Source organism: Pseudoduganella sp. S-14 (assembly GCF_049913285.1).
Lineage (GTDB): Bacteria > Pseudomonadota > Gammaproteobacteria > Burkholderiales > Burkholderiaceae_D > Rugamonas.
Genome location: NZ_CP183991.1, coordinates 2,860,977 through 2,879,263 on the forward strand (window position 1 = coordinate 2,860,977; position 18,287 = coordinate 2,879,263).

Below are 18,287 nucleotides of genomic sequence, written 5' to 3' on the forward strand. Positions count from 1 at the left end.
GTATTCTCAATGCAAGTTAAATATTTTTGATCTAGGTCAAGCGAGGAGAAGGCCCGGCGCGACGCCCTATGGCGCGAGCTGCGGCAATCGTGCCAAAAAGGTATCGCGCTGTTCCATCCCGCTGGTGTTGCCTGCCAGGGCGAAGACGATGCGCCTGCCGCCTCGCTCGATCCACCCGATATACCATCCAACACCAGTGCCACTCCCGGTCTTGCCGAAGACCTGCCAGTCCCCGACTTGATCTGGCCAGTGCACGAGCTTCGCCGCCATCTCGTAGGCTTGCGGCTTGATGCCCAATTCGCGATTGACGACGCGGCGCAGGAAGCCGATCTGTTCGTCCGGCGAAATGCGCAATGAAGAGCCGAGCCAGGAGTTGGACAGCCCGTTGTTCTTGCCCGGATCACCGCTGACATCCGCGTTGCCGTAGCTGAAGCGCTTGACGTAGCTGGCAAAGCGATCCGCGCCAATTTGCAGGGTGATTTGCTGCGAGTACCAGACGACGGATTCCTTCATCCACGAGCTGGGATCGTGTGCTTGCCGCCACACGGGGCGCCAGTCCACGTAGCCTTGCTTGAACGGCAGCACGGGCGTGTGCTCGTCCTGCAAGACACCGGCGTCGTAACTCATCAGGGCGATGGGCAGCTTGAAGGTGGACATCGGCGGCAGGCGTTTGTCGCACACGCCTTCATGCACCAGCCACTTGCCGCTGGCCGCATCGGCCATCGCCAGGCAGTGTTCTGCAGAAAACGCGAGCAAAGGGAAGCCCAGCCCTGCAAGCAGGGCGAAGATTTTGCGTTTCATTTTTGAGTCCTTAGAGTGCTTTGAGTTGTGCGGGCAGTTGGTTCAGGAAGGCTTCCTTGAGCCGCGGTCCGGCGGCGCCTTCCTCAACTTTCTCGTCTTGCAGGAGGCGGGCGAACACGATGGTGCGTTCGCCATTGGTGGCCCAGCCTACGAACCAGCCGTAGGAGCGCGAGTAATCGTCCTTGCCGTCCGGGCCGAGGGGGGCGCCAGTGCCGGTCTTGCCAAAGACTTGCCAGCCGCCCGGCAGATCTTTCACCTTCAACAGGCCGGCTGTCTGTTCATAGGCGAGCGGCGAGAGGCCCAGCTCGCGGCGCACCAGGCGACGCAGGAAAGCGGTCTGCTCGTCAGCGGAAATCTGCAGCGAGGAGCCGATCCATGACCAGGTCAGGCCGTTATCCTTGCCCGCATCGCCGCTGGTATCGCCGTTACCATAGCCGAAGGCCTTTACATAGCGGTTGAAACGTTCGCGGCCGAGATGTGTCGTGACTTGCTGTGCATACCAGGAAGCTGAGACGCGAATCCACTCTTGCGGATCGAGATCGCGCCGCCATTCGGGCCGGCCGGCATGGTAGCTGGCGAGGTAAGGCAGCGTCGGCGCGTGCTGGTCGCTCAGGAAGCCGCTGTCATAGCCCATCAGGCTGACGGCGATATTGAACGTCGAAACAGGCGTGATGCGCGTCGAACAATCGCCCTTGCGCAGCAGCGCCTTGCCGGTGGCGGCATCGACAAAGCTGGTGCAATCGAGGGCTGCCATCGACTGCGCGGAAGGGGAGACGCTCCACGCCAGCGCCGGCTGCAAAGCGAAATTGCCGGCCCCGATGGCTAGCAGTAGCGTTACGGTCGCAGCGCGGGCCCACATGGCACGGCGCGCGTTGCCAGGCGTGCGGATCAGCGATACGCGCTCGGTCAGCGTGTTGGCATCGATGCTGCCGAACGCCAGGGCGCCTTGAGGTGGCAGGTGCTGCAGTTTGAGCTGGGCCACCAGGGCGGCGGCATACGCCTTGCGCTGTGACGCTGGGCGACCATGCAACACGTCACGATCGCAACCCAGTTCCTGGGCCCAGGTGAGGTTTGCGCGCAGAAGGCGCATGAAGGGGTTGAACCACAACAGCGTCTGCAGCAAGACCCCGGCCGCCATCCATTGCAAGTCATGGCGGCGCAAATGGGTCATCTCGTGTTCGACGATCAGCTCGCGCTGTAGCTGGTCGAAGCCGCCCAGATGGCGCGGCAGCAGCAGGCGAGGGCGCAACAGCCCAAGCAGCATTGGCGAAATCGGAGCGTCGATCTCAATGATATCGGCATGTCCTGGCGCCTCCCCGTCGGCGCGCATGGTGCCGCTGTCGGCAAGGCGTTCCAGCCAGCGCTGCGCACGGCGTAGATTAATGACCGCCCACGCCAGCCCGATCAAGTAAATGGCCAGCCAGAACTGCGCGCCATGCAAAAGCCAGCCGCGCGCGTGACTCGTGCCACCCTCATTCTGTTCTGGCGCCGCTGCCGCATCGATTGGCCGTGGCGCTTTGGGTGGCGTAATGTAATGCGTCACGGTTTCCGTTGCTATTTCGAGCGGTGGAATCAAGCGCACGCGCTCACTATGCGGCAGCAATAGCAGGGCGAAGGTCGCCAGCACGGTGAGTTGACCGAGCAGCCACAAGGACCGCTGCGCCGCCAGCGCCGGCAGGAAGCGCCGAAGCAGGGCGCTCAGCGCCCATACGCTGAAGCCGGCCGCAAGGCAGCCCAGGCTCGCAAGCAGGAAGCGCATCAGCAGGAGGTCAAAGTCGTTCACTTTGCCTCATCCTCATCGGGCCAGTCTGACAGCATCTGCTCAAGCTGCGCCAGTTCGCTGGCATCCACCAGTTTACTGCCCGCGAACATGTTGACTGGCAGAGGTGACTCCAGCTCCATGATGCGGGTGCCGAAATCATGGGCATAAGCGGCCAGGGTTTCAACCTTGTCGAGCAAGGCCTCGTAGACCTGTACACCATGGCGTACGTGCTGCGCGACCATCTGCTTCTCCATCATCCGTTCCACCGTCTTGCGCGTGGAGGAGAACGACCAGCCAAGTTCTTCCTCTACGGACTCGTGGATTTCGCGCGCGCTCAAAGGCGTCTGGCGCCAGAGCGCCTTCAGTACGCAGAGTTCAGGGGTAGATGGAATAGACATGGCGAGACTCAGTTTGTGACGATTGGATTAAGTATGTGACAAAAGTCACATTGTTGTCAATAATTTGTCAAACCAACTTGAGTGCAACATGTTGGCACATCGACCGAGGGACTGTCAGGAACATGGCCAAAATAAGCATGACGGCGTTTTGACTTTAAAGCGCGTGGCGTCTGAGCATGAGCGTGCACCATCCAGTTGGAGGTGCTGGTTGAGGTGCTGACTTTCCTGAGGTACGCGCGGGCGTTCCGGGCTGACCTGATCCCGGGACTCGAGGCGTTGAACAGGGAACTTGAATCGCCTCTGATGCATCTTGGCGTTGAGGGATATATCCAAATGGCAGATTTGGCCGTGCGCAGCAAGCGATTAATTGGAGAGAGCAATGATTTCCGATGCGCGTTGACGCCGGAAGCCTTGACCCTATGCGCGCAGGAGATATGTGGCATACCAATGGCAACCGTCACCAGCAACGCCGATCCGGGCGGACAATGCATCCCGGGGATCATGAGCAGACCAGAAAAATTGGTGCATTGGGTTTACCGCGATAGCGGAGGACATGTGTATTGTTCGCTTGGCGATGGCAGTGATACTTTCCATCCCGGCTTCTTATGCCGGTTCAGGGTGACCAGCGCCACCCAGCGAATCGATTTCGTTGAAGCCATCGAAGGTGAGGATGGCGACGTGCATGGCGTCAGAGAATGGTGCCGTCGAGTGCGTGGCGGACGATGATGCCGTCGCTGGCGATGGAGATCCAGCCGCCGCGCGGGGGCGTGGATTCGGGCTCCCAGTCCGGCAGCACGTAGCGGCGGGTGCCGGCGACTTCGTGCAGGGCGGGGCGGTGGGTGTGCCCGTGGATCATGATCGTGGTGCCGGTTTGGGCAAACACGTCGGCGATCGCTTCTGGCGTCACATCCATGATTTCGTAAGACTTCTCGGCGTGGCCTTGCTTGCTCTGCTCGCGCAGGCCGGCAATGATCTGCTTGCGTTGGGCCAAAGGCATGGACAGGAATTGCTGCTGCCACGCTGGCTGGCGCACTTGCGCGCGGAAGGCCATGTATTTCACGTCTTGCGTGCATTGGGCGTCGCCGTGCACCAGCACGATGCGCTGGCCGTAGGCATCGATCACCCAGGTTTCGGGCAGCAGGGTCAGGCCCACTGCGGCGGCGAACGTTTCGCCGACGAGGAAGTCGCGGTTGCCCGCGATCCAGAACAACTGCACGCCCGCGTCGCTGACGCGGCGCAGGGCGGACACGATCTGCTGGTGAAATGGATCCGGCAGGTCATCATCACCTGCCCAATATTCAAAGATATCGCCCAGCAGGTAGAGCTGCTTTGCACCCAGCGCATGTTCGTCGAGGAAGCGCAGGAACGCTTCCGTCAGCAGCGGCCGCGCCGGCTGCAAATGCAGGTCTGATACGAAGAGAATCAAATTAAGCTGCTTCGATCTTTTCGATGATGATGTCTTCCGCAGGCACGTCGGAGAACATGCCGGAACGGGTGGTCTTCACGCTCTTGATTGCGTCAACCACTTCGGTGCCCTGGGTGACTTTGCCGAAGACGGCGTAGCCCCAGCCGTCCTGGCCTGGGTAGTCCAGGAAGCCGTTGTTCTTCACGTTGATGAAGAATTGTGCGGATGCGGAGTGCGGTGCCGAGGTGCGTGCCATGGCCAGGGTGTATGGCTCGTTTTTCAGGCCGTTCTTGGCTTCGTTTTCCACGGTCTGGTCAGTTGGCTTCTGTTTCATGCCTGGCTCGAAGCCGCCGCCCTGGATCATGAAGCCGTCGATCACGCGGTGGAAAATGGTGTTGTTGTAGTGGCCAGCGTTCACGTAGTGCAGGAAGTTCTCTACGGTCTTCGGTGCCTTCTCTGCGTCCAGCTCGGCAACGATGGTGCCTTTGTTGGTGGTGATGGTGATGGTGGTCATCTTGTTGTCCTTTTTGTGTTACTGAAAAAGAGTTATTTTACAGGCTCTGGCTGCGGAGCAGGAGTGGGCTCCTGGACCGGTGCAGGTTCCTGGGCTGGTGCAGGCTCGGCAACTGGCGGCGGTGCCGGTGGGGCGGGCGGTACGATGCGGTTCTTGAGGACCGTGGCCGATTTGATCACGATCGGGTTGACCGGGATGTTCTGGAAGCCTGGCTTGTCGTCCACCAGAACGCCCTTGATCTTGTCGACGGTCTCTTTGCCCTGGATGACTTTACCGAAGACGGCATAGCCGTGGCCTTTCATGTTCGGGTAGTCCAGGCCGATGTTGTCCACCACGTTGATGAACCATTGCGAGTTGGCGGAATTCGGCGAATCGTGGCGCGCCATCGAGATGGTGTAGGCCAGGTTGGAAAGGCCATTCTTCTCTTCGCTCTTGATGTCAGGGCGCAGCGGCTGCTTGGTTTTCAGGTCGGCCGTGTAGCCGCCTGCCTGCACCATGAAACCGTTGATCACGCGGTGGAAAATGGTGTCCTTATAATAGCCGCTCTTCACATAAGCGAGGAAATTGGCGGTGGTAATCGGGGCCTTTTCCTGGTCCAGTTCCACGATGATTTCGCCCACATTGGTCTTGATCGATACTTGAGGGTTGTCGGCAGCTGCCGCGGCACTGCCAATCAGCAGGCCGGCCAGCAGGGCAATCCATTTCTTCTGCATCTTGTTTCCTTTATAAGAATTGCGACTCGCGTGCGCGAATTTTTCAGTGCTATACTTCGCCAGACGTTCCATTCTAACAAAGTAGAACTATAACAAAGGGACCAAACATCCCCCTGGTACACACCGAGCACCGGTGCGACGCCCCAGGCGCTTCGCACCAGTGACCCGTTTACTTCTAGTCCGATGAGCAATTTAAAGATCTTCAACACGCTGGCGCGCGAAAAGCAGTCGTTCAAACCTATTGAGGCGGGCAAAGTCCGGATGTATGTCTGTGGCATGACCGTATACGACTACTGCCACGTGGGCCACGGCCGCATGCTGATGGCGTTCGACGTCATTTACCGCTGGTTGAAGGCATCGGGCTACGACGTGCGCTATGCGCGCAATATCACAGACATCGATGACAAGATCATCAAGCGTGCGGTCGAGAATAACGAGACGATCGGGCAGCTGACCGGCCGCTTCATCAAGTACATGGACGAGGATTGCGAGGCCTTGGGCATCCTGAATCCGACCGACGTGCCGAAAGCGACCGAATACGTGCCGCAGATGCTGGGCATTATCGAGAAGCTGGAAGCCAAGGACCTGGCCTACAAGGCTGCCGACGGCGACGTCAACTACGCTGTGCGCCAGTTCGAAGGCTACGGAAAGCTGTCGGGCAAGTCGCTGGATGACCTGCGCGCGGGTGAGCGTGTTGACGTCAATACCGGCAAGCGCGATCCGCTGGACTTCGTGCTGTGGAAGGCCGCCAAGGAATCCGAACCGGAAGAGGTGAAATGGGATTCCAAGTGGGGCAAGGGCCGCCCCGGCTGGCACATCGAGTGCTCGGCCATGTCGTGCTCCCTGCTGGGCGAAACCTTCGACATCCACGGCGGCGGCGCTGACCTGCAGTTCCCGCACCATGAAAACGAGATCGCGCAGTCGGAAGGCGCTTCGGGCAAGACGCTGGCCAATTACTGGGTCCACAACGGCTTCGTGCGCGTGGATGGCGAGAAGATGTCCAAATCGCTGGGCAATTTCTTCACGATCCGCGAAGTGCTGAAGCAGTTCGACGCTGAAGTAGTGCGCTTTTTCATCCTGCGCGCCCACTACCGCAGCCCGCTGAACTATTCGGACGTGCACCTGGACGACGCGCGCGGCGCGCTGACACGCCTGTACACAGCGCTGGACGGCGTGGAAGGCGACGGCCAGCCACTGGACTGGAACGAAGACAACGCCAAGCGCTTTGCCGAGGCGATGGATGACGACTTCAACACCCCGATTGCGGTGTCGGTGCTGTTCGACCTGGCTTCGGAAGTGAACAAGACCAAGTCGCCAGTAGCAGTGCGCCAGCTGAAAGGCCTGGCTGCTGTCCTGGGCCTGTTGGAACGTAGCCCCGAGGAATACCGCAAGGCCGCACCGAAAGGCGCGGAAGGCGAGGGCATGGACGAAGCGGCCATCGAAACCGCCATTGCGACCCGCGCCGCAGCGAAGAAGTCGCGCGACTTCGCCACTGCCGACAAGGTGCGTACCGACCTGCTGGCGGCCGGCATCGTCCTCGAAGACAAGCCTGACGGCACCACGAACTGGCGTCGCGCGTAATGGTTCTATCCAGGGAGAACGGGGATCAGGCCCCGGTGCCGCCGTATTGGGAGGAAGCCAAGGCAGAGCTCATGAAACGCGATCGCATCATGAACCGCCTGATTCCCCAATTCGGCGATTTGCACCTGGTCGGCCATGACGACCCGTTCATCACCCTGGCGCGCGCCATCGTCAACCAGCAGGTCACGACCCAGGTCGCCAATGCTGCGTGGGCCAAGCTACTGGAAATCTGTCCCAAATTCACCCCGGCGGCCGTGCAAAAGGCCGGTGCCGCTGCGCTCGCAGGCTGCGGCCTTTCAAAGCGCAAGGCCGAATACATCCTGGACCTGGCCGACCATTTCAAGAACAAGAAGGTCCACGCCGCCCAATGGGCGCAGATGGATGACGAAGCTGTTATTTCTGAACTGGTTCAGATTCGCGGCATTACGCGCTGGACAGCGGAGATGTTTTTGATATTTAATTTGCTCCGACCCAACGTGCTGCCGCTTGATGACAGCCGGCTGATCAGTGGAATCAGCCAGAATTATTTTTCCGGGGAGCCCGTGTCGCGTAGCGATGCGCGCGAGGTTTCGGCCAACTGGGAACCCTTCCGGACGGTCGCCACCTGGTATTTATGGCGTAGCCTTGATCCGGTTCCGGTAAAATAGCGCAAATTCTCACCGGCAACGGTAAAAAGCAATGTTGTCGGGGAAGCAAAAAACCTTGGAGGTACAATGATTAAAACGACTTTCCTCAATTTTGAGCAACCGATCGCGGAACTGGATTCCAAGATTGAAGAGCTGCGTTTCGTGCAAGACGATTCGGCCGTCGACATTTCCGAAGAAATCGACCGCCTGGCCAAGAAGAGCCAGCAGCTGACCAAAGACATTTACGCCAAGTTGACTCCTTGGCAAGTTTCCCAGATTGCCCGCCACCCGCAACGTCCATACACCATGGACTATGTGAACGAAATCTTCACCGACTTCCACGAACTGCATGGCGACCGCACCTACGCGGACGACCAGTCCATTGTCGGCGGCTTTGCCCGTTTCAACGGTCAGCCATGCATGGTGATCGGCCACCAGAAGGGCCGCGATACCAAAGAACGCGCCATGCGCAACTTCGGCATGCCGAAGCCGGAAGGCTACCGCAAGGCCATGCGCCTGATGAAGCTGGCCGAGAAGTTCAACCTGCCTATCTTTACCTTCGTTGACACCCCGGGCGCTTTCCCAGGCATCGACGCTGAAGAGCGCGGCCAATCGGAAGCGATCGGCCACAACCTGTACGTGATGGCGGAACTGAAAGTGCCGCTGATCGCCACCATCATCGGCGAAGGCGGCTCCGGCGGCGCGCTCGCGATTGCCGTTGGCGACTCCGTGCTGATGCTGCAGTACGCGACTTACTCGGTGATTTCGCCTGAGGGTTGCGCTTCGATCCTGTGGAAGACTTCCGAGCGCGCGTCCGATGCCGCTGAAGCGCTGGGCTTGACCGCGCACCGCCTGAAGGCCATGGGCCTGGTCGACAAGATCATCAACGAGCCACTGGGTGGCGCTCACCGCGATCCGAAGGAAATGGCCAAGATGCTGAAACGCGCGCTGGCCGATTCGCTGCGCCAGTTCCAGGGTGTGAAGACCAAGGACCTGCTGGCTGCCCGTCACGAAAAGCTGATGAGCTACGGTAAGTTCAAAGAAACCACTGCTTCCGAGTAAAACCGGCAAATCTGGGTCTGACCCTTGGGTCAGACCCTGCTTGGGTCAGACCCTGGTTTACCGGTTTTTGTATGCGCGCCCAACAAACCCTCCAGCAATCCCTCGCCGAACTCCCGCAAGGCCCCATCGCCATCGCCTATAGCGGAGGCCTGGACAGCAGCACCTTGCTGCACCTGGCTGCATCGAGCGGGCGCAAACTGTACGCCTTCCACATCCACCACGGCCTGAGCCCCAACGCCGACGCGTGGGAAGCCCACTGCCGTGCCGAGTGCGAGCGCCTCAACATCACCTTCGCCAGCCGCCGCGTCACGCTGGACAACCGCAGCGAAGCCTCCGCCCGCAAAGCCCGCTACGCCGCCCTCGGCGCACTTTGCACGGAGCACAAAGTCCACTTGCTCTTGACAGCCCACCACCTGGACGACCAGGCCGAAACCATCCTGCTGCAGCTGCTGCGCGGCGCCGGCCCCGCCGGCATGTCCGGCATGGACGCCTTCAACCGCGCCCCAACGCTGCTCGGTACCCCGGATGTGCTGCTGGCACGCCCGCTGCTGCAGGCCAGCCGCGCCGATCTCGAAGAATACGTACGCGAATACGCCGTCGCCCACATCGAAGACGAATCCAACGCCGACACCCGCTACGCCCGCAATGCGCTGCGCCACGAAGTCATGCCGCGCCTGGCCGAAGCCTTCCCCGGCTACCAGGAGCGCTTCGCCCGCAGCGCGCGCCATGCGCAATCCGCGCAGCGCCTGCTGACCGAGCAGGCCGCCGAAGACCTGCGTGCCTGCCTGGCCGGCGAGGACAGCCTCGACATGGCCAAGGTGCGCACGCTCAGTGCCGACCGCACCTCTAACCTGCTGCGCCACTGGTTCGCCGAACGCGGCATCCGCCTGCCATCGGCAAGCTGGCTGGCCGAAATGCAGGAACAAGCCCTGACCGCGCGCGACGATGCCAACCTCAAGGTTACGCACCCCGATTGCGAGGTCCGTCGCCACCGCGACCGCCTTTACCTGGTTCCGCGCCGCGCCGAGGCCGACGCCGGGCAGCGGGCGAGCTTCCGCTGGAACGGGGAGGGCAGCATCGATTTCCCTGAATTCGGCGGCACGCTGCATGTCGAGCTGGCGCCGGTCGGCCTTGACCCCGACTGGCTGCGCCAGCAAATGCTGACGATCGAACTGCGCAAGGGCGGCGAAAAGCTCAAGCCCGCCCGCAACCGCCCCACGCGCACGCTCAAGCAGCACTACCAGACCCTGGGCATCCCCGCCTGGGAGCGCGAGCGCCTGCCCATGGTATCGATCCACGGCGATATCCTGTATGCCGCCGGTATCGGCATGGATTGCCGCAAACTGAGCTCCAGTACAGAGCATCGTTTGGTGTTTCGCTGGGAAACCAAATAATTTTTGCTGACACCTGTCTAGACATATGAACTTATGCCAATTAGGTATGAGTGTATGAGCTTTTTGACTTGAGATTTTGCAACGCAGCATGTAGAGTAAAGGGCTCCCTTTATCACATCAATGCGGAAAAATCAGCATGGCTTTAATCGTTCACAAGTACGGCGGCACGTCGATGGGCTCGACGGAACGCATCAAGAACGTCGCGCGTCGCGTCGCCAAATGGCACGACGCGGGACACCAGGTGGTCGTAGTGCCGTCGGCAATGTCCGGCGAAACCAACCGCCTGATTGCCCTGGCCAAGGAAATCCAGAACCCGCCCGACCCACGTGAACTCGACATGATTGCCTCCACCGGCGAACAAGTGTCCGTGGGCCTGCTGTCGATGGCGCTGCAAGCGATCGGCAAGGACGCCATTTCCTACACCGGCTGGCAAGTAGCGATTAAGACCGACTCCGCTTTCACCAAAGCCCGCATCCAGTCGATCGAAGACGGCCGCGTGCGCGAAGACCTGGAGAAGGGCCGCATTGTGATCATTACCGGCTTCCAGGGCGTGGACGAGAACGACAACATCGCCACCCTGGGCCGCGGCGGTTCCGATACTTCGGCCGTGGCGATTGCCGCCGCGCTGAAGGCTGACGAATGCCTGATCTACACCGACGTCGATGGCGTCTACACCACCGATCCGCGCGTGGTGTCCGAAGCGCGCCGCCTGAAAGCGATCACGTTTGAAGAGATGCTGGAACTGGCTTCGCTGGGTTCCAAAGTCCTGCAAACCCGCTCGGTGGAATTCGCCGGCAACTACCGCGTACCGACCCGCGTGCTGTCTTCGCTGACCGATCCGCTGATGGATCTGGAAGAAGAAGCCAACTCGGGCACCCTGATTTCGTTTGAGGAAGACCAAAACATGGAACAAGCAGTCATCTCCGGCATCGCCTTCAACCGCGACGAAGCCAAAATCACCGTTCTGGGCGTGCCAGACCGTCCAGGCATCGCTTACCACATCCTGGGCCCGGTGGCCGAAGCCAATGTCGAAGTCGACATGATCATCCAGAACCAGGCAGTGGACGGCAAGACTGACTTCACCTTCACCGTGTCGCGCAACGACTACCAGAAGGCGATGGACGTGCTGCACAATGAAAAGGGCGAAATCGGCCACCACACCCTGGTGGGCGACGCCAAAGTGTCCAAGATCTCGGTGGTCGGCGTGGGCATGCGTTCGCACGTCGGCGTCGCTTCCCAGATGTTCAAGACCCTGGCGGAAGAGGGTATCAACATCATGATGATCTCCACCTCCGAGATCAAGATTTCCGTCCTGATCGACGAGAAATACATGGAGCTGGCCGTGCGCGCGCTGCACAAGGCATTTGAACTGGAAAAAGAATAAATATTTCCAAAAAAACTTCCGTATTATCCTTGACCAAAGCGGTATCGGTCTTTAATATTGCGGTCGCGTTGACGCAGTAACAGTTCAACGAGGAGGCGTGGCCGAGTGGCCGAAGGCACTTCCCTGCTAAGGAAGCATACGGGCAAAACCTGTATCGTGGGTTCGAATCCCACCGCCTCCGCCAGATTCAAGCGAAAAGCCCCGAGGAAACTCGGGGCTTTTTGTTTTCATACTCATCAAAGGAAATTGATATGAAGTTGATCTCCGCACTCTTGCTTGCCGCGTCGCTTGCAGTTAATGCTCAAGCAGCCAACCTGAATCCGGATGCCAGGCAGGTCAAGGCCACGCACGACCTCCTGGCGGCGATGCAAGCCGAGAAGATGATGCGCATGACCGCCGGCATGAGCCGCTACGCATCGGAGGCGGAGCGCAACCGGGTGATGGACAAAGTGATGGCAACGCCGGCGGAAACCATCTACGCAGGACTGGCAACGCCTGTGGCCCGCCTTCTCAGCCCGGAAACGGTGACCGAGATGACGCGCTTCTACGAGTCCAGCTACGGCAAGAAGTCGCTGGACAGCATCTACAACAGCGGCGCCCAGCTTTACCCGGCCGCCCCCAAGGCAACGCCCGCTGAACAGGCCGCGATGAAGAAACCTGCCTACATGAAGGCCGATCGCGAATTCAAGGAGAACGAGCAGGCCATTCGCCACGAAGTGTTCGTGCTGCTGAAGCAAATCATCAACCCGAAGAAGTAGACCCTTGATGGGCCGCTTGCCGGGTGCGAAAATCGCGCGGCACAGCGTCCCTTTTCAAACATTCGTGAGATTTTAAATGGCAGTTTCCAAAACCCGTCTCGATGCATCCCGCTTTTTCCTCCGCCTTGCCATTGGCGGCATGGCCATCCTCATGGGCTTCCAGGCCCTGCGGCATTCCGGCTTCCCATCCACCCTTAACGGCGCCGGTCATTGGGCCTTGCACCTGACCGAGATGCTGTGCGGCGCGCTGATCATGATCGGCCTCCTGATGCCTTACGCCAGTGCGGTCCTGACCCTGGTAGTGGGCCTGCCAATCGTGCTTGGCTGGATTCACGGTGCGCCCGTCCTGGGCAACCTGCATGCCCTGTTCCTGTTGCTCGTCGTGACTGCAACCGCGCTTGGCGGTGCAGGGCAGTGGTCGCTCGGCAAAGACTGAGGATTCTGCGCTATGCTGGAGTGATGCATTGGAAGTCACTCCTGGTTTTCTTACTCGCCGCACCGTGGGCGCGGGCGGAGACTATTACCCTCAGTAACGGCGAGTGGTTGCCTTACCTGTCCCAGGCTTTGCCGCATTACGGCGCCGTGTCGCGCATCGTAACGGAAGCCTTTGCGCTGGAAGGTATCACCGTCAAATATGTGTTCCGCCCATGGCCGCGTGCGTATGCCGAAGCGCAGCGTGGGCTGGTCAACGGCTCGGTGGTCTGGAGCGTAGGGCCGTTGACGACGGAGCGGGCGCGGGAATTCCTGTCCAGCGACACGGTGCTGGAGGCCCAGTCGGTGTTTTTCCTACGCAAGGGCTACCACTTCACCTGGACCAAGGACGCCGACCTGGCTGGCCTGCGCATCGGCGGCGTGGCCGGCTATGAATACCGCTTCGAGGAAGTGCCGGGCGTCCGCCTGGACCGCGCCGCCACCGAAGAACTCAATTTGCGCAAACTGCTGGCCGGGCGCGTGGATGTCGTTCCGGCCAGCCTCGATGTGGGCCGCTACATCCTGCGCACGAAATTCAAACCGGAAGAAGCTGCCGGCATTACCGTGGCGCCGGGACCTTACAACAGCACCCAATACCGCCTGATCATGCGGCGGGCCGATGCCGAAAATGCCGGCTACATCGAGCGTTTCAACCGCGGCCTGCGCAAGCTGAAGGAAAGCGGCAAGTACGACCAGTACATGGCCGACCTGGCTGCTGGCCGGTACTGATTGTCGCGCTACTTGCTGGAAATAAATAACTGTATATAATCACAGTATTTTCAGCAAGCTAACACTGGAGCCGCGATGATCGATGAACTGATGGAAGAGGAAGTGCTGGTACAGGAAGACCGCGTCTGGCAGGACAACGGCTGGACCGCGCGCGTCATCAAGAATGAAGATGACGATGGCTGGGCGGTGGCGATGATCAAGGATGGCGAGGCGGAACCGGCGCTGGTCGGTCCCTGGACCATGGGCCGCGACAAGAAGAACCCGAAGCCGCTGGATGTGAATGCCTTCAACACCTTGGTGAAGACCGCCAGTGAAGTGATCCGTCGCCACGAGCAGCAACTGCACGCCCAACTGCACCGCAGCGTGCGCGTCCACACCGAGGGCGCCGCCTACATCACTGTCAACCTCGACATCACTCCGGATGAAGACGATCCCTATGCAACCCTGACTGCCTTCGATCCGTTCGGCGAAGAACAGGCACAAGTGCGCGTGGCGCCGAATTTCAAGCTGAGCGTCGCGAGCGCGACGGCGTGGATGGAATCGGGATACCGCAAGCCTTCCGCTTCGCGATAATTTCTCGCTTGGGAAATGACATGCCCCGGCGGTCAATGCCGAACAATTTGCCGCCGAGGCCAAGAATCTCGCACTTCAGCAAAGGGATTTGACGTCAGACAGGATGCGATGAAAAAAGTTCGTGTTGGCAGGCGCCCATTCGTGACAATGCACGCACTTTGCCGTCCAGCGCGCTGCTAAGCTGGATTCGCACAGTTGCGCTCTCGCGTTTGGTTTGCGCGAGCTCAATCGATGATGTTCCTCGCGACGATATAGTCGCCTGACGCCGTCGTGGCGTTCACTTTGATCAGGAGGCACAGCATGATCGCAAGCTCCAGCAGCAAGGTCGTCCAACTCGGTTCATACAAGGCATCCAGGCGAGACAACTCGATCTCCGGCTTATCGTCGGGGGCATTCATGACGGTACAGCTTCACCTGGCCCATTCGTCAAGCTTCGCTGGCGCGGGCATCATTGCTGGCGGGCCGTTCCGGTGCGCGGAGGTGTTCCGGCCGGACGACATGATGACTGCCGAAGATGCTTGCATTGAGAACTCGCTGTACATCTGCATGAATCCACTGATCCCACAGGTGTCGCCGGATGCGCAGAAGCTGGCGGACATGGCGCGCCAGACGGCAAAGGCAGGGATGATCGATGCGGTGACCAATCTTGCCGACCACCGGCTCTACATCTTCACCGGCAGCGCGGACGACGTGGTCGATTCGGACGTGGTGGCGCGGACCCGCAAGTTCTATGAGCTGCTGGGCGTGAAGCCAGCGAATATCCGTTACGTTGACAATGTGCCCGCAGGGCATAGCATCATCACCGACAACCCGGAGGATTCGGGCCTGTCCACCAACCAGCCGCCTTACATCAACAATGGCGGCTTCATGCAATCGCACGACATCCTGCGCCATATCTACAGCGACCTGCTACCCGCGGCGGAGAGCCTGGCCGGGCAGTTGCTGCGCTTCGACCAGACCGAATTCTTTGCCGACGCGAGCGATCGGGCCAGCATGAGCCAGTTCGGCTATATCTACATCCCGTCCAGCGTCGCGGCAGGGAAGGTGAAAGATCCGCGCGTGCACATTGCGCTGCATGGCTGCAAGCAGGGCTACAACTACACCGATTACGTCAACGGCCGCGCCGACATCGCCAACCAGCCGCCTTACGGCAACCGCTATTTCACCACCACCGGCTACAACCACATCGCGGAGAGCAACGATATCATCGTGCTGTATCCGCAGGCCGAGGGCACGGATAATGACGCTGTGCAGAATCCGGATGGCTGCTGGGATTGGTGGGGTTATACCAGCGCCAATCCGCAAGCTCCCGACTACTATTCGCGCGAAGCGGTCCAGATCAAGGCGATCCACGCCATGCTCGACCGTCTTTGCGCCTGAGCGACACCTGGAGGACGATATGAGCAAACTTCCCGTTTCCGTCGGTTTGAAATCGATCGATAAGCCAGGCGTGCCGGCCTTGCGCGAGTCCATGGCCATCGCGCCGCTGGCTGTCTCAATGAAGGCCGGTACGCTGGCGCAGCGGCAGGCATCGCGCATGCTGCACAACAGCGTATTGTCGGCGGGGCTGGCGAGGCGCTTCGGCGACCCGCAGGTCTGGAGCGAATGGCTGCAGTTGCAGGCGGCCGTCATGCAGCGCCTGCACCAGCAGAACCTCGACTGGCGCCAGGGCTGCGCCATCCTGGCGGAGGACTATGCCCTGATCCGCCATGCCAACACCATGTCCAAGATGGTGGAAAAGCAGGGCAACTTCTTTTCGCAATGGACGCTGTTGTTGACCAACCAGGCAACCAGCCTGTTTGAGCTGATGGAAAACATCCACGTCGATTACGGCTACTGGGCGAAACAGAAAGTTACCCCGAGCGTTTAGAAGCCCAGCGAGTAGCCCAGCGTTACGCTGCGTCCGCGGCCTGCGAAATAGCGGGCCGGTTCAACCAGGGCGCTTTGCGAATAGTAAGTGATGTAGTCCTTGTCGAACAGGTTGGCGATGCCGACGCGCAGCGCACCTTTACCCAGCTTGTAGCTGAGGGATGCGTCGGCCAGTGTATAGCCGCTGAATTCCTTGGCCGGGTCATCGAAAGTCTGGCTGAAGGCGTGCTGCACCTGGACCGAGGTGGACAGCTTGTCGCTCCAGTCGGCGCTCCAGCTTGCGATCAGGCGGTTGGGAGCTACGTTCAGGCCGTCCAGCTTCGCATCCAGGCTGCCGTCGCTGTTGCTGTCGTAGCGGCCCTTGGTGTAGGCGTAGGCCATGCTGGCGCGGTGCGCTTTGCTGAAGCGGTAGGTTGCGCTGGCATCATAGCCTTCCAGGCGGGTCTTCTCACGCGCCATGTTGAAGACGCCATTGACCGAGATCACGCGCGCGCCAAAATCGGAGTCGGAGCGGTAGTACGCTGCGTCCAGGTCCCAATCACCCTTGCGCACGCGGGCGCCAAACTCGATGCCCTGGGTCAGGATCGGCTCCAGGTTGCGCATATTGCTGATCTTCTGTCCCAGCGTGTTGATGGAACGCAGGGTGCGGCCGATGTCCGGCAGGCCGAAGCCTTCGGAATAGCTGGCATAGATGGTGACGTCCTTGACCGGCGTGAGCACCAGGCCGGCATTGGCCAGCGTTTCATTGAACTTGATCTTGCCGCCTTCGACGTGCGTGTTGTTGTAGGCAGCCAGCGTGCGGTAGCTGTCCACCTTCAGGTCGGCATTTTCGCGGCGTACGCCGGCATGCAGGGTGAGGGTGTCGAACACCTTGTATTCGCCTTGGAGGAACAGTGAAAGATTGGTGTACTTCGATTCGGGCACGAAGGTGCGGCCTGTCAGGTACATGTCCTGTTTGCCCTTGTCGGACAGAGTATCGAAGCCAGCGGTCAGTTTCATGCGGCCGTCAAGCAGGCCAGCCGTGGTCAGGCCGATCTTGCTGCCGAACTTGGAAGCGACGGCGCGCGACTGGTCATATAAAGTGCCGCGCGGTGCGATCTTCACGTCCTGGAACGTAGCGGATCTGTCGGCGCCGAACAGGCCCACGAATTCCTGGCTGAAGACCATGGCGGACAATTCCATGCCCGCCAAATCGTAGTGGTTGTAGCTGGCGCTGCTGGTCCACACGTCGTTCCAGGCCGGAACGCCGGGCGGGGTGCCTTCCACCGAAGTGGAAGGAATGCCGCGCGCGCGGTCGCCTGCCACGCCAAGATAGTTGGCCTTGGACTTGATGCGGTAGCGGTTGACGGAGAACTGCACCTTTTGCTGTTCGTCCGGACGGTAGCCGATCTTGGCCAGCACATCGTAACCGCGCGAGTCCATCAAGTCGCCTTGGGTGACGTCGACGCCGATGCTGCGGCCTTTGCCGTCCAGGTACAGGCCCTGGTCTTCGTAGGTGACGGCGAACAGGTAGTCCAGCTTGTCCAGGCGGCCGTCGATGCGGTAGCTGGTCTTGTAGTTCAGGGTGTCGCCTTCGACATGCGTGGTCGGCGCGGTCACCTGCACGTCGGCATGCTGGTTCATCGTTCCTTTTTCCGGGCGGCGGGTGATGATGTTGATGGTGCCGCCGGTCGCTCCGAGGCCGTTGATGGCATTGGGGCCTTGCACGATCTCAATGCGCTCCACCATCGAGTAGTCGATGGTGTGGGCTTCGCGGCCGGTCGGACGCACCGGGTTCGATTGCGGCACCCCGTCGACCAGGATCAGGGGCGTGCGGCCGCGCAGCGTTTCGCCGGATCCGTTCATCTTGCCGCGGCTGGGCGTGTACGAAGGCAGGATGCTGCTCAAAACATCGGACGAATTGCCCGAGATGGCCAACTGCCGTTCAATCTCCTTGCGGGTAATGACCAGCACCGTCTGCGGCGCCTTGTCCGCTGCGATGTTCGAGCGGGACGCCTGGATGACGACAGTATCAATGGCGGGATCTTGCTGTTCCTGGGCTTGCGTTTGCGCGGCCAGTCCAAGTAGGATGGCTGCGGCCAGCGGACGGTATTTGAACGGGAATGGCTGGTACGACAGCACTGGAAGCTCCTTGACGACTTGCGATGACCAAGGGCTGGCAGCTGGCTAGCTCAGGTGAGAATGTTTCTCATTATCATTCGCGCACGGCGCGCCTGTCAACGCCCGGTAGGCGGGGCGCTTTGCCTC

20 protein-coding genes, 1 tRNA gene and 1 pseudogene are annotated in these 18,287 nt (G+C 60.3%); 13 read left to right on the forward strand and 9 right to left on the reverse strand.

The window, feature by feature from the left end; all coding sequences use genetic code 11:
- Positions 1-66: 66 nt before the first annotated feature.
- The 4 genes and pseudogenes from blaOXA (ACN9MZ_RS13240) to ACN9MZ_RS13255 all read right to left on the reverse strand — a co-directional run bounded on the left by blaOXA (ACN9MZ_RS13240) (position 67) and on the right by ACN9MZ_RS13255 (position 2,961).
- Positions 67-801 carry a class D beta-lactamase gene (gene blaOXA / locus ACN9MZ_RS13240; protein ID WP_426342556.1) on the reverse strand — a complete coding sequence of 245 codons (735 nt, stop codon included), beginning with the start codon at positions 799-801 and terminating at the stop codon, positions 67-69.
- A gap of 10 nt (positions 802-811) precedes the next feature.
- A complete protein-coding gene (gene blaOXA, locus ACN9MZ_RS13245) occupies positions 812-1,555 on the reverse strand; it encodes a class D beta-lactamase (RefSeq protein WP_426342899.1) in 744 nt (247 codons plus the stop codon).
- A 144-nt stretch (positions 1,556-1,699) separates the two neighbouring features.
- Positions 1,700-2,560: pseudogene (locus tag ACN9MZ_RS13250) on the reverse strand (M56 family metallopeptidase); the annotation flags it as partial.
- A 20-nt stretch (positions 2,561-2,580) separates the two neighbouring features.
- Positions 2,581-2,961 carry a BlaI/MecI/CopY family transcriptional regulator gene (locus ACN9MZ_RS13255; RefSeq protein ID WP_426342557.1) on the reverse strand — a complete coding sequence of 127 codons (381 nt, stop codon included), beginning with the start codon at positions 2,959-2,961 and terminating at the stop codon, positions 2,581-2,583.
- Between the two features lie 213 nt (positions 2,962-3,174).
- Between ACN9MZ_RS13255 and ACN9MZ_RS13260 the strand changes: the two genes are divergently transcribed.
- A complete protein-coding gene (locus ACN9MZ_RS13260) occupies positions 3,175-3,687 on the forward strand; it encodes a hypothetical protein (protein WP_426342558.1) in 513 nt (170 codons plus the stop codon).
- Here the strand turns inward: ACN9MZ_RS13260 and ACN9MZ_RS13265 are convergent.
- Genes ACN9MZ_RS13265 through ACN9MZ_RS13275 form a run of 3 tightly spaced genes read right to left on the reverse strand, consistent with a single transcriptional unit; the run spans position 3,650 to position 5,593 of the window.
- Positions 3,650-4,387 carry a UDP-2,3-diacylglucosamine diphosphatase gene (locus ACN9MZ_RS13265; RefSeq protein ID WP_426342559.1) on the reverse strand — a complete coding sequence of 246 codons (738 nt, stop codon included), beginning with the start codon at positions 4,385-4,387 and terminating at the stop codon, positions 3,650-3,652. The genes ACN9MZ_RS13260 and ACN9MZ_RS13265 overlap by 38 nt on opposite strands.
- A 1-nt stretch (position 4,388) precedes the next feature.
- Positions 4,389-4,880 (reverse strand): peptidylprolyl isomerase, encoded by a 492-nt coding sequence (locus ACN9MZ_RS13270; protein WP_426342560.1) that lies wholly within the window; start codon positions 4,878-4,880, stop codon positions 4,389-4,391.
- 32 nt (positions 4,881-4,912) lie between these two features.
- The gene (locus tag ACN9MZ_RS13275; protein WP_426342561.1) at positions 4,913-5,593 is read right to left on the reverse strand and encodes a peptidylprolyl isomerase; all 681 of its coding nucleotides are present in this window, start codon (positions 5,591-5,593) and stop codon (positions 4,913-4,915) included.
- Between the two features lie 183 nt (positions 5,594-5,776).
- Between ACN9MZ_RS13275 and cysS the strand changes: the two genes are divergently transcribed.
- The 10 genes from cysS (at position 5,777) to ACN9MZ_RS13325 (ending at position 14,171) form a co-directional block, all read left to right on the forward strand.
- The gene (cysS, locus tag ACN9MZ_RS13280) at positions 5,777-7,174 is read left to right on the forward strand and encodes a cysteine--tRNA ligase (RefSeq protein WP_426342562.1); all 1,398 of its coding nucleotides are present in this window, start codon (positions 5,777-5,779) and stop codon (positions 7,172-7,174) included.
- Entirely contained in the window at positions 7,174-7,821 is a 648-nt protein-coding gene (locus tag ACN9MZ_RS13285; protein ID WP_426342563.1) for a DNA-3-methyladenine glycosylase family protein, read from the forward strand. The genes cysS and ACN9MZ_RS13285 overlap by 1 nt, the downstream gene beginning before the upstream one ends.
- A gap of 66 nt (positions 7,822-7,887) precedes the next feature.
- On the forward strand, positions 7,888-8,862 hold the full coding sequence (locus ACN9MZ_RS13290) for an acetyl-CoA carboxylase carboxyltransferase subunit alpha (protein WP_426342564.1): 975 nt from the start codon (positions 7,888-7,890) through the stop codon (positions 8,860-8,862).
- A gap of 71 nt (positions 8,863-8,933) precedes the next feature.
- Entirely contained in the window at positions 8,934-10,256 is a 1,323-nt protein-coding gene (gene tilS, locus ACN9MZ_RS13295; RefSeq protein ID WP_426342565.1) for a tRNA lysidine(34) synthetase TilS, read from the forward strand.
- Between the two features lie 136 nt (positions 10,257-10,392).
- Positions 10,393-11,640, forward strand: coding sequence for an aspartate kinase (locus ACN9MZ_RS13300; protein ID WP_057260027.1), 1,248 nt, complete (start codon positions 10,393-10,395; stop codon positions 11,638-11,640).
- 91 nt (positions 11,641-11,731) lie between these two features.
- Positions 11,732-11,824 (forward strand) — tRNA-Ser (locus ACN9MZ_RS13305).
- A gap of 67 nt (positions 11,825-11,891) precedes the next feature.
- Entirely contained in the window at positions 11,892-12,398 is a 507-nt protein-coding gene (locus ACN9MZ_RS13310; protein ID WP_426342566.1) for a hypothetical protein, read from the forward strand.
- Between the two features lie 76 nt (positions 12,399-12,474).
- The gene (locus tag ACN9MZ_RS13315; RefSeq protein ID WP_426342567.1) at positions 12,475-12,834 is read left to right on the forward strand and encodes a hypothetical protein; all 360 of its coding nucleotides are present in this window, start codon (positions 12,475-12,477) and stop codon (positions 12,832-12,834) included.
- A 107-nt stretch (positions 12,835-12,941) separates the two neighbouring features.
- Positions 12,942-13,598 (forward strand): substrate-binding periplasmic protein, encoded by a 657-nt coding sequence (locus ACN9MZ_RS13320; RefSeq protein ID WP_426342568.1) that lies wholly within the window; start codon positions 12,942-12,944, stop codon positions 13,596-13,598.
- 75 nt (positions 13,599-13,673) lie between these two features.
- Positions 13,674-14,171 (forward strand): hypothetical protein, encoded by a 498-nt coding sequence (locus ACN9MZ_RS13325; RefSeq protein WP_426342569.1) that lies wholly within the window; start codon positions 13,674-13,676, stop codon positions 14,169-14,171.
- A gap of 224 nt (positions 14,172-14,395) precedes the next feature.
- Here ACN9MZ_RS13325 and ACN9MZ_RS13330 read toward each other — a convergent pair whose 3' ends face one another.
- Positions 14,396-14,569, reverse strand: a complete 174-nt coding sequence (locus tag ACN9MZ_RS13330; protein WP_426342570.1) for a hypothetical protein — start codon at positions 14,567-14,569, stop codon at positions 14,396-14,398.
- On the opposite strand from ACN9MZ_RS13330, the gene ACN9MZ_RS13335 reads away from it, so the two are divergent.
- Together ACN9MZ_RS13335 and ACN9MZ_RS13340 are read left to right on the forward strand one after the other, a co-directional pair.
- A complete protein-coding gene (locus ACN9MZ_RS13335; RefSeq protein WP_426342571.1) occupies positions 14,568-15,551 on the forward strand; it encodes an extracellular catalytic domain type 2 short-chain-length polyhydroxyalkanoate depolymerase in 984 nt (327 codons plus the stop codon). The genes ACN9MZ_RS13330 and ACN9MZ_RS13335 overlap by 2 nt on opposite strands.
- A gap of 19 nt (positions 15,552-15,570) precedes the next feature.
- Entirely contained in the window at positions 15,571-16,041 is a 471-nt protein-coding gene (locus tag ACN9MZ_RS13340; RefSeq protein WP_426342572.1) for a hypothetical protein, read from the forward strand.
- Here ACN9MZ_RS13340 and ACN9MZ_RS13345 read toward each other — a convergent pair.
- The gene (locus tag ACN9MZ_RS13345) at positions 16,038-18,161 is read right to left on the reverse strand and encodes a TonB-dependent receptor (protein WP_426342573.1); all 2,124 of its coding nucleotides are present in this window, start codon (positions 18,159-18,161) and stop codon (positions 16,038-16,040) included. The genes ACN9MZ_RS13340 and ACN9MZ_RS13345 overlap by 4 nt on opposite strands.
- Between the last annotated feature and the right edge of the window lie 126 nt (positions 18,162-18,287).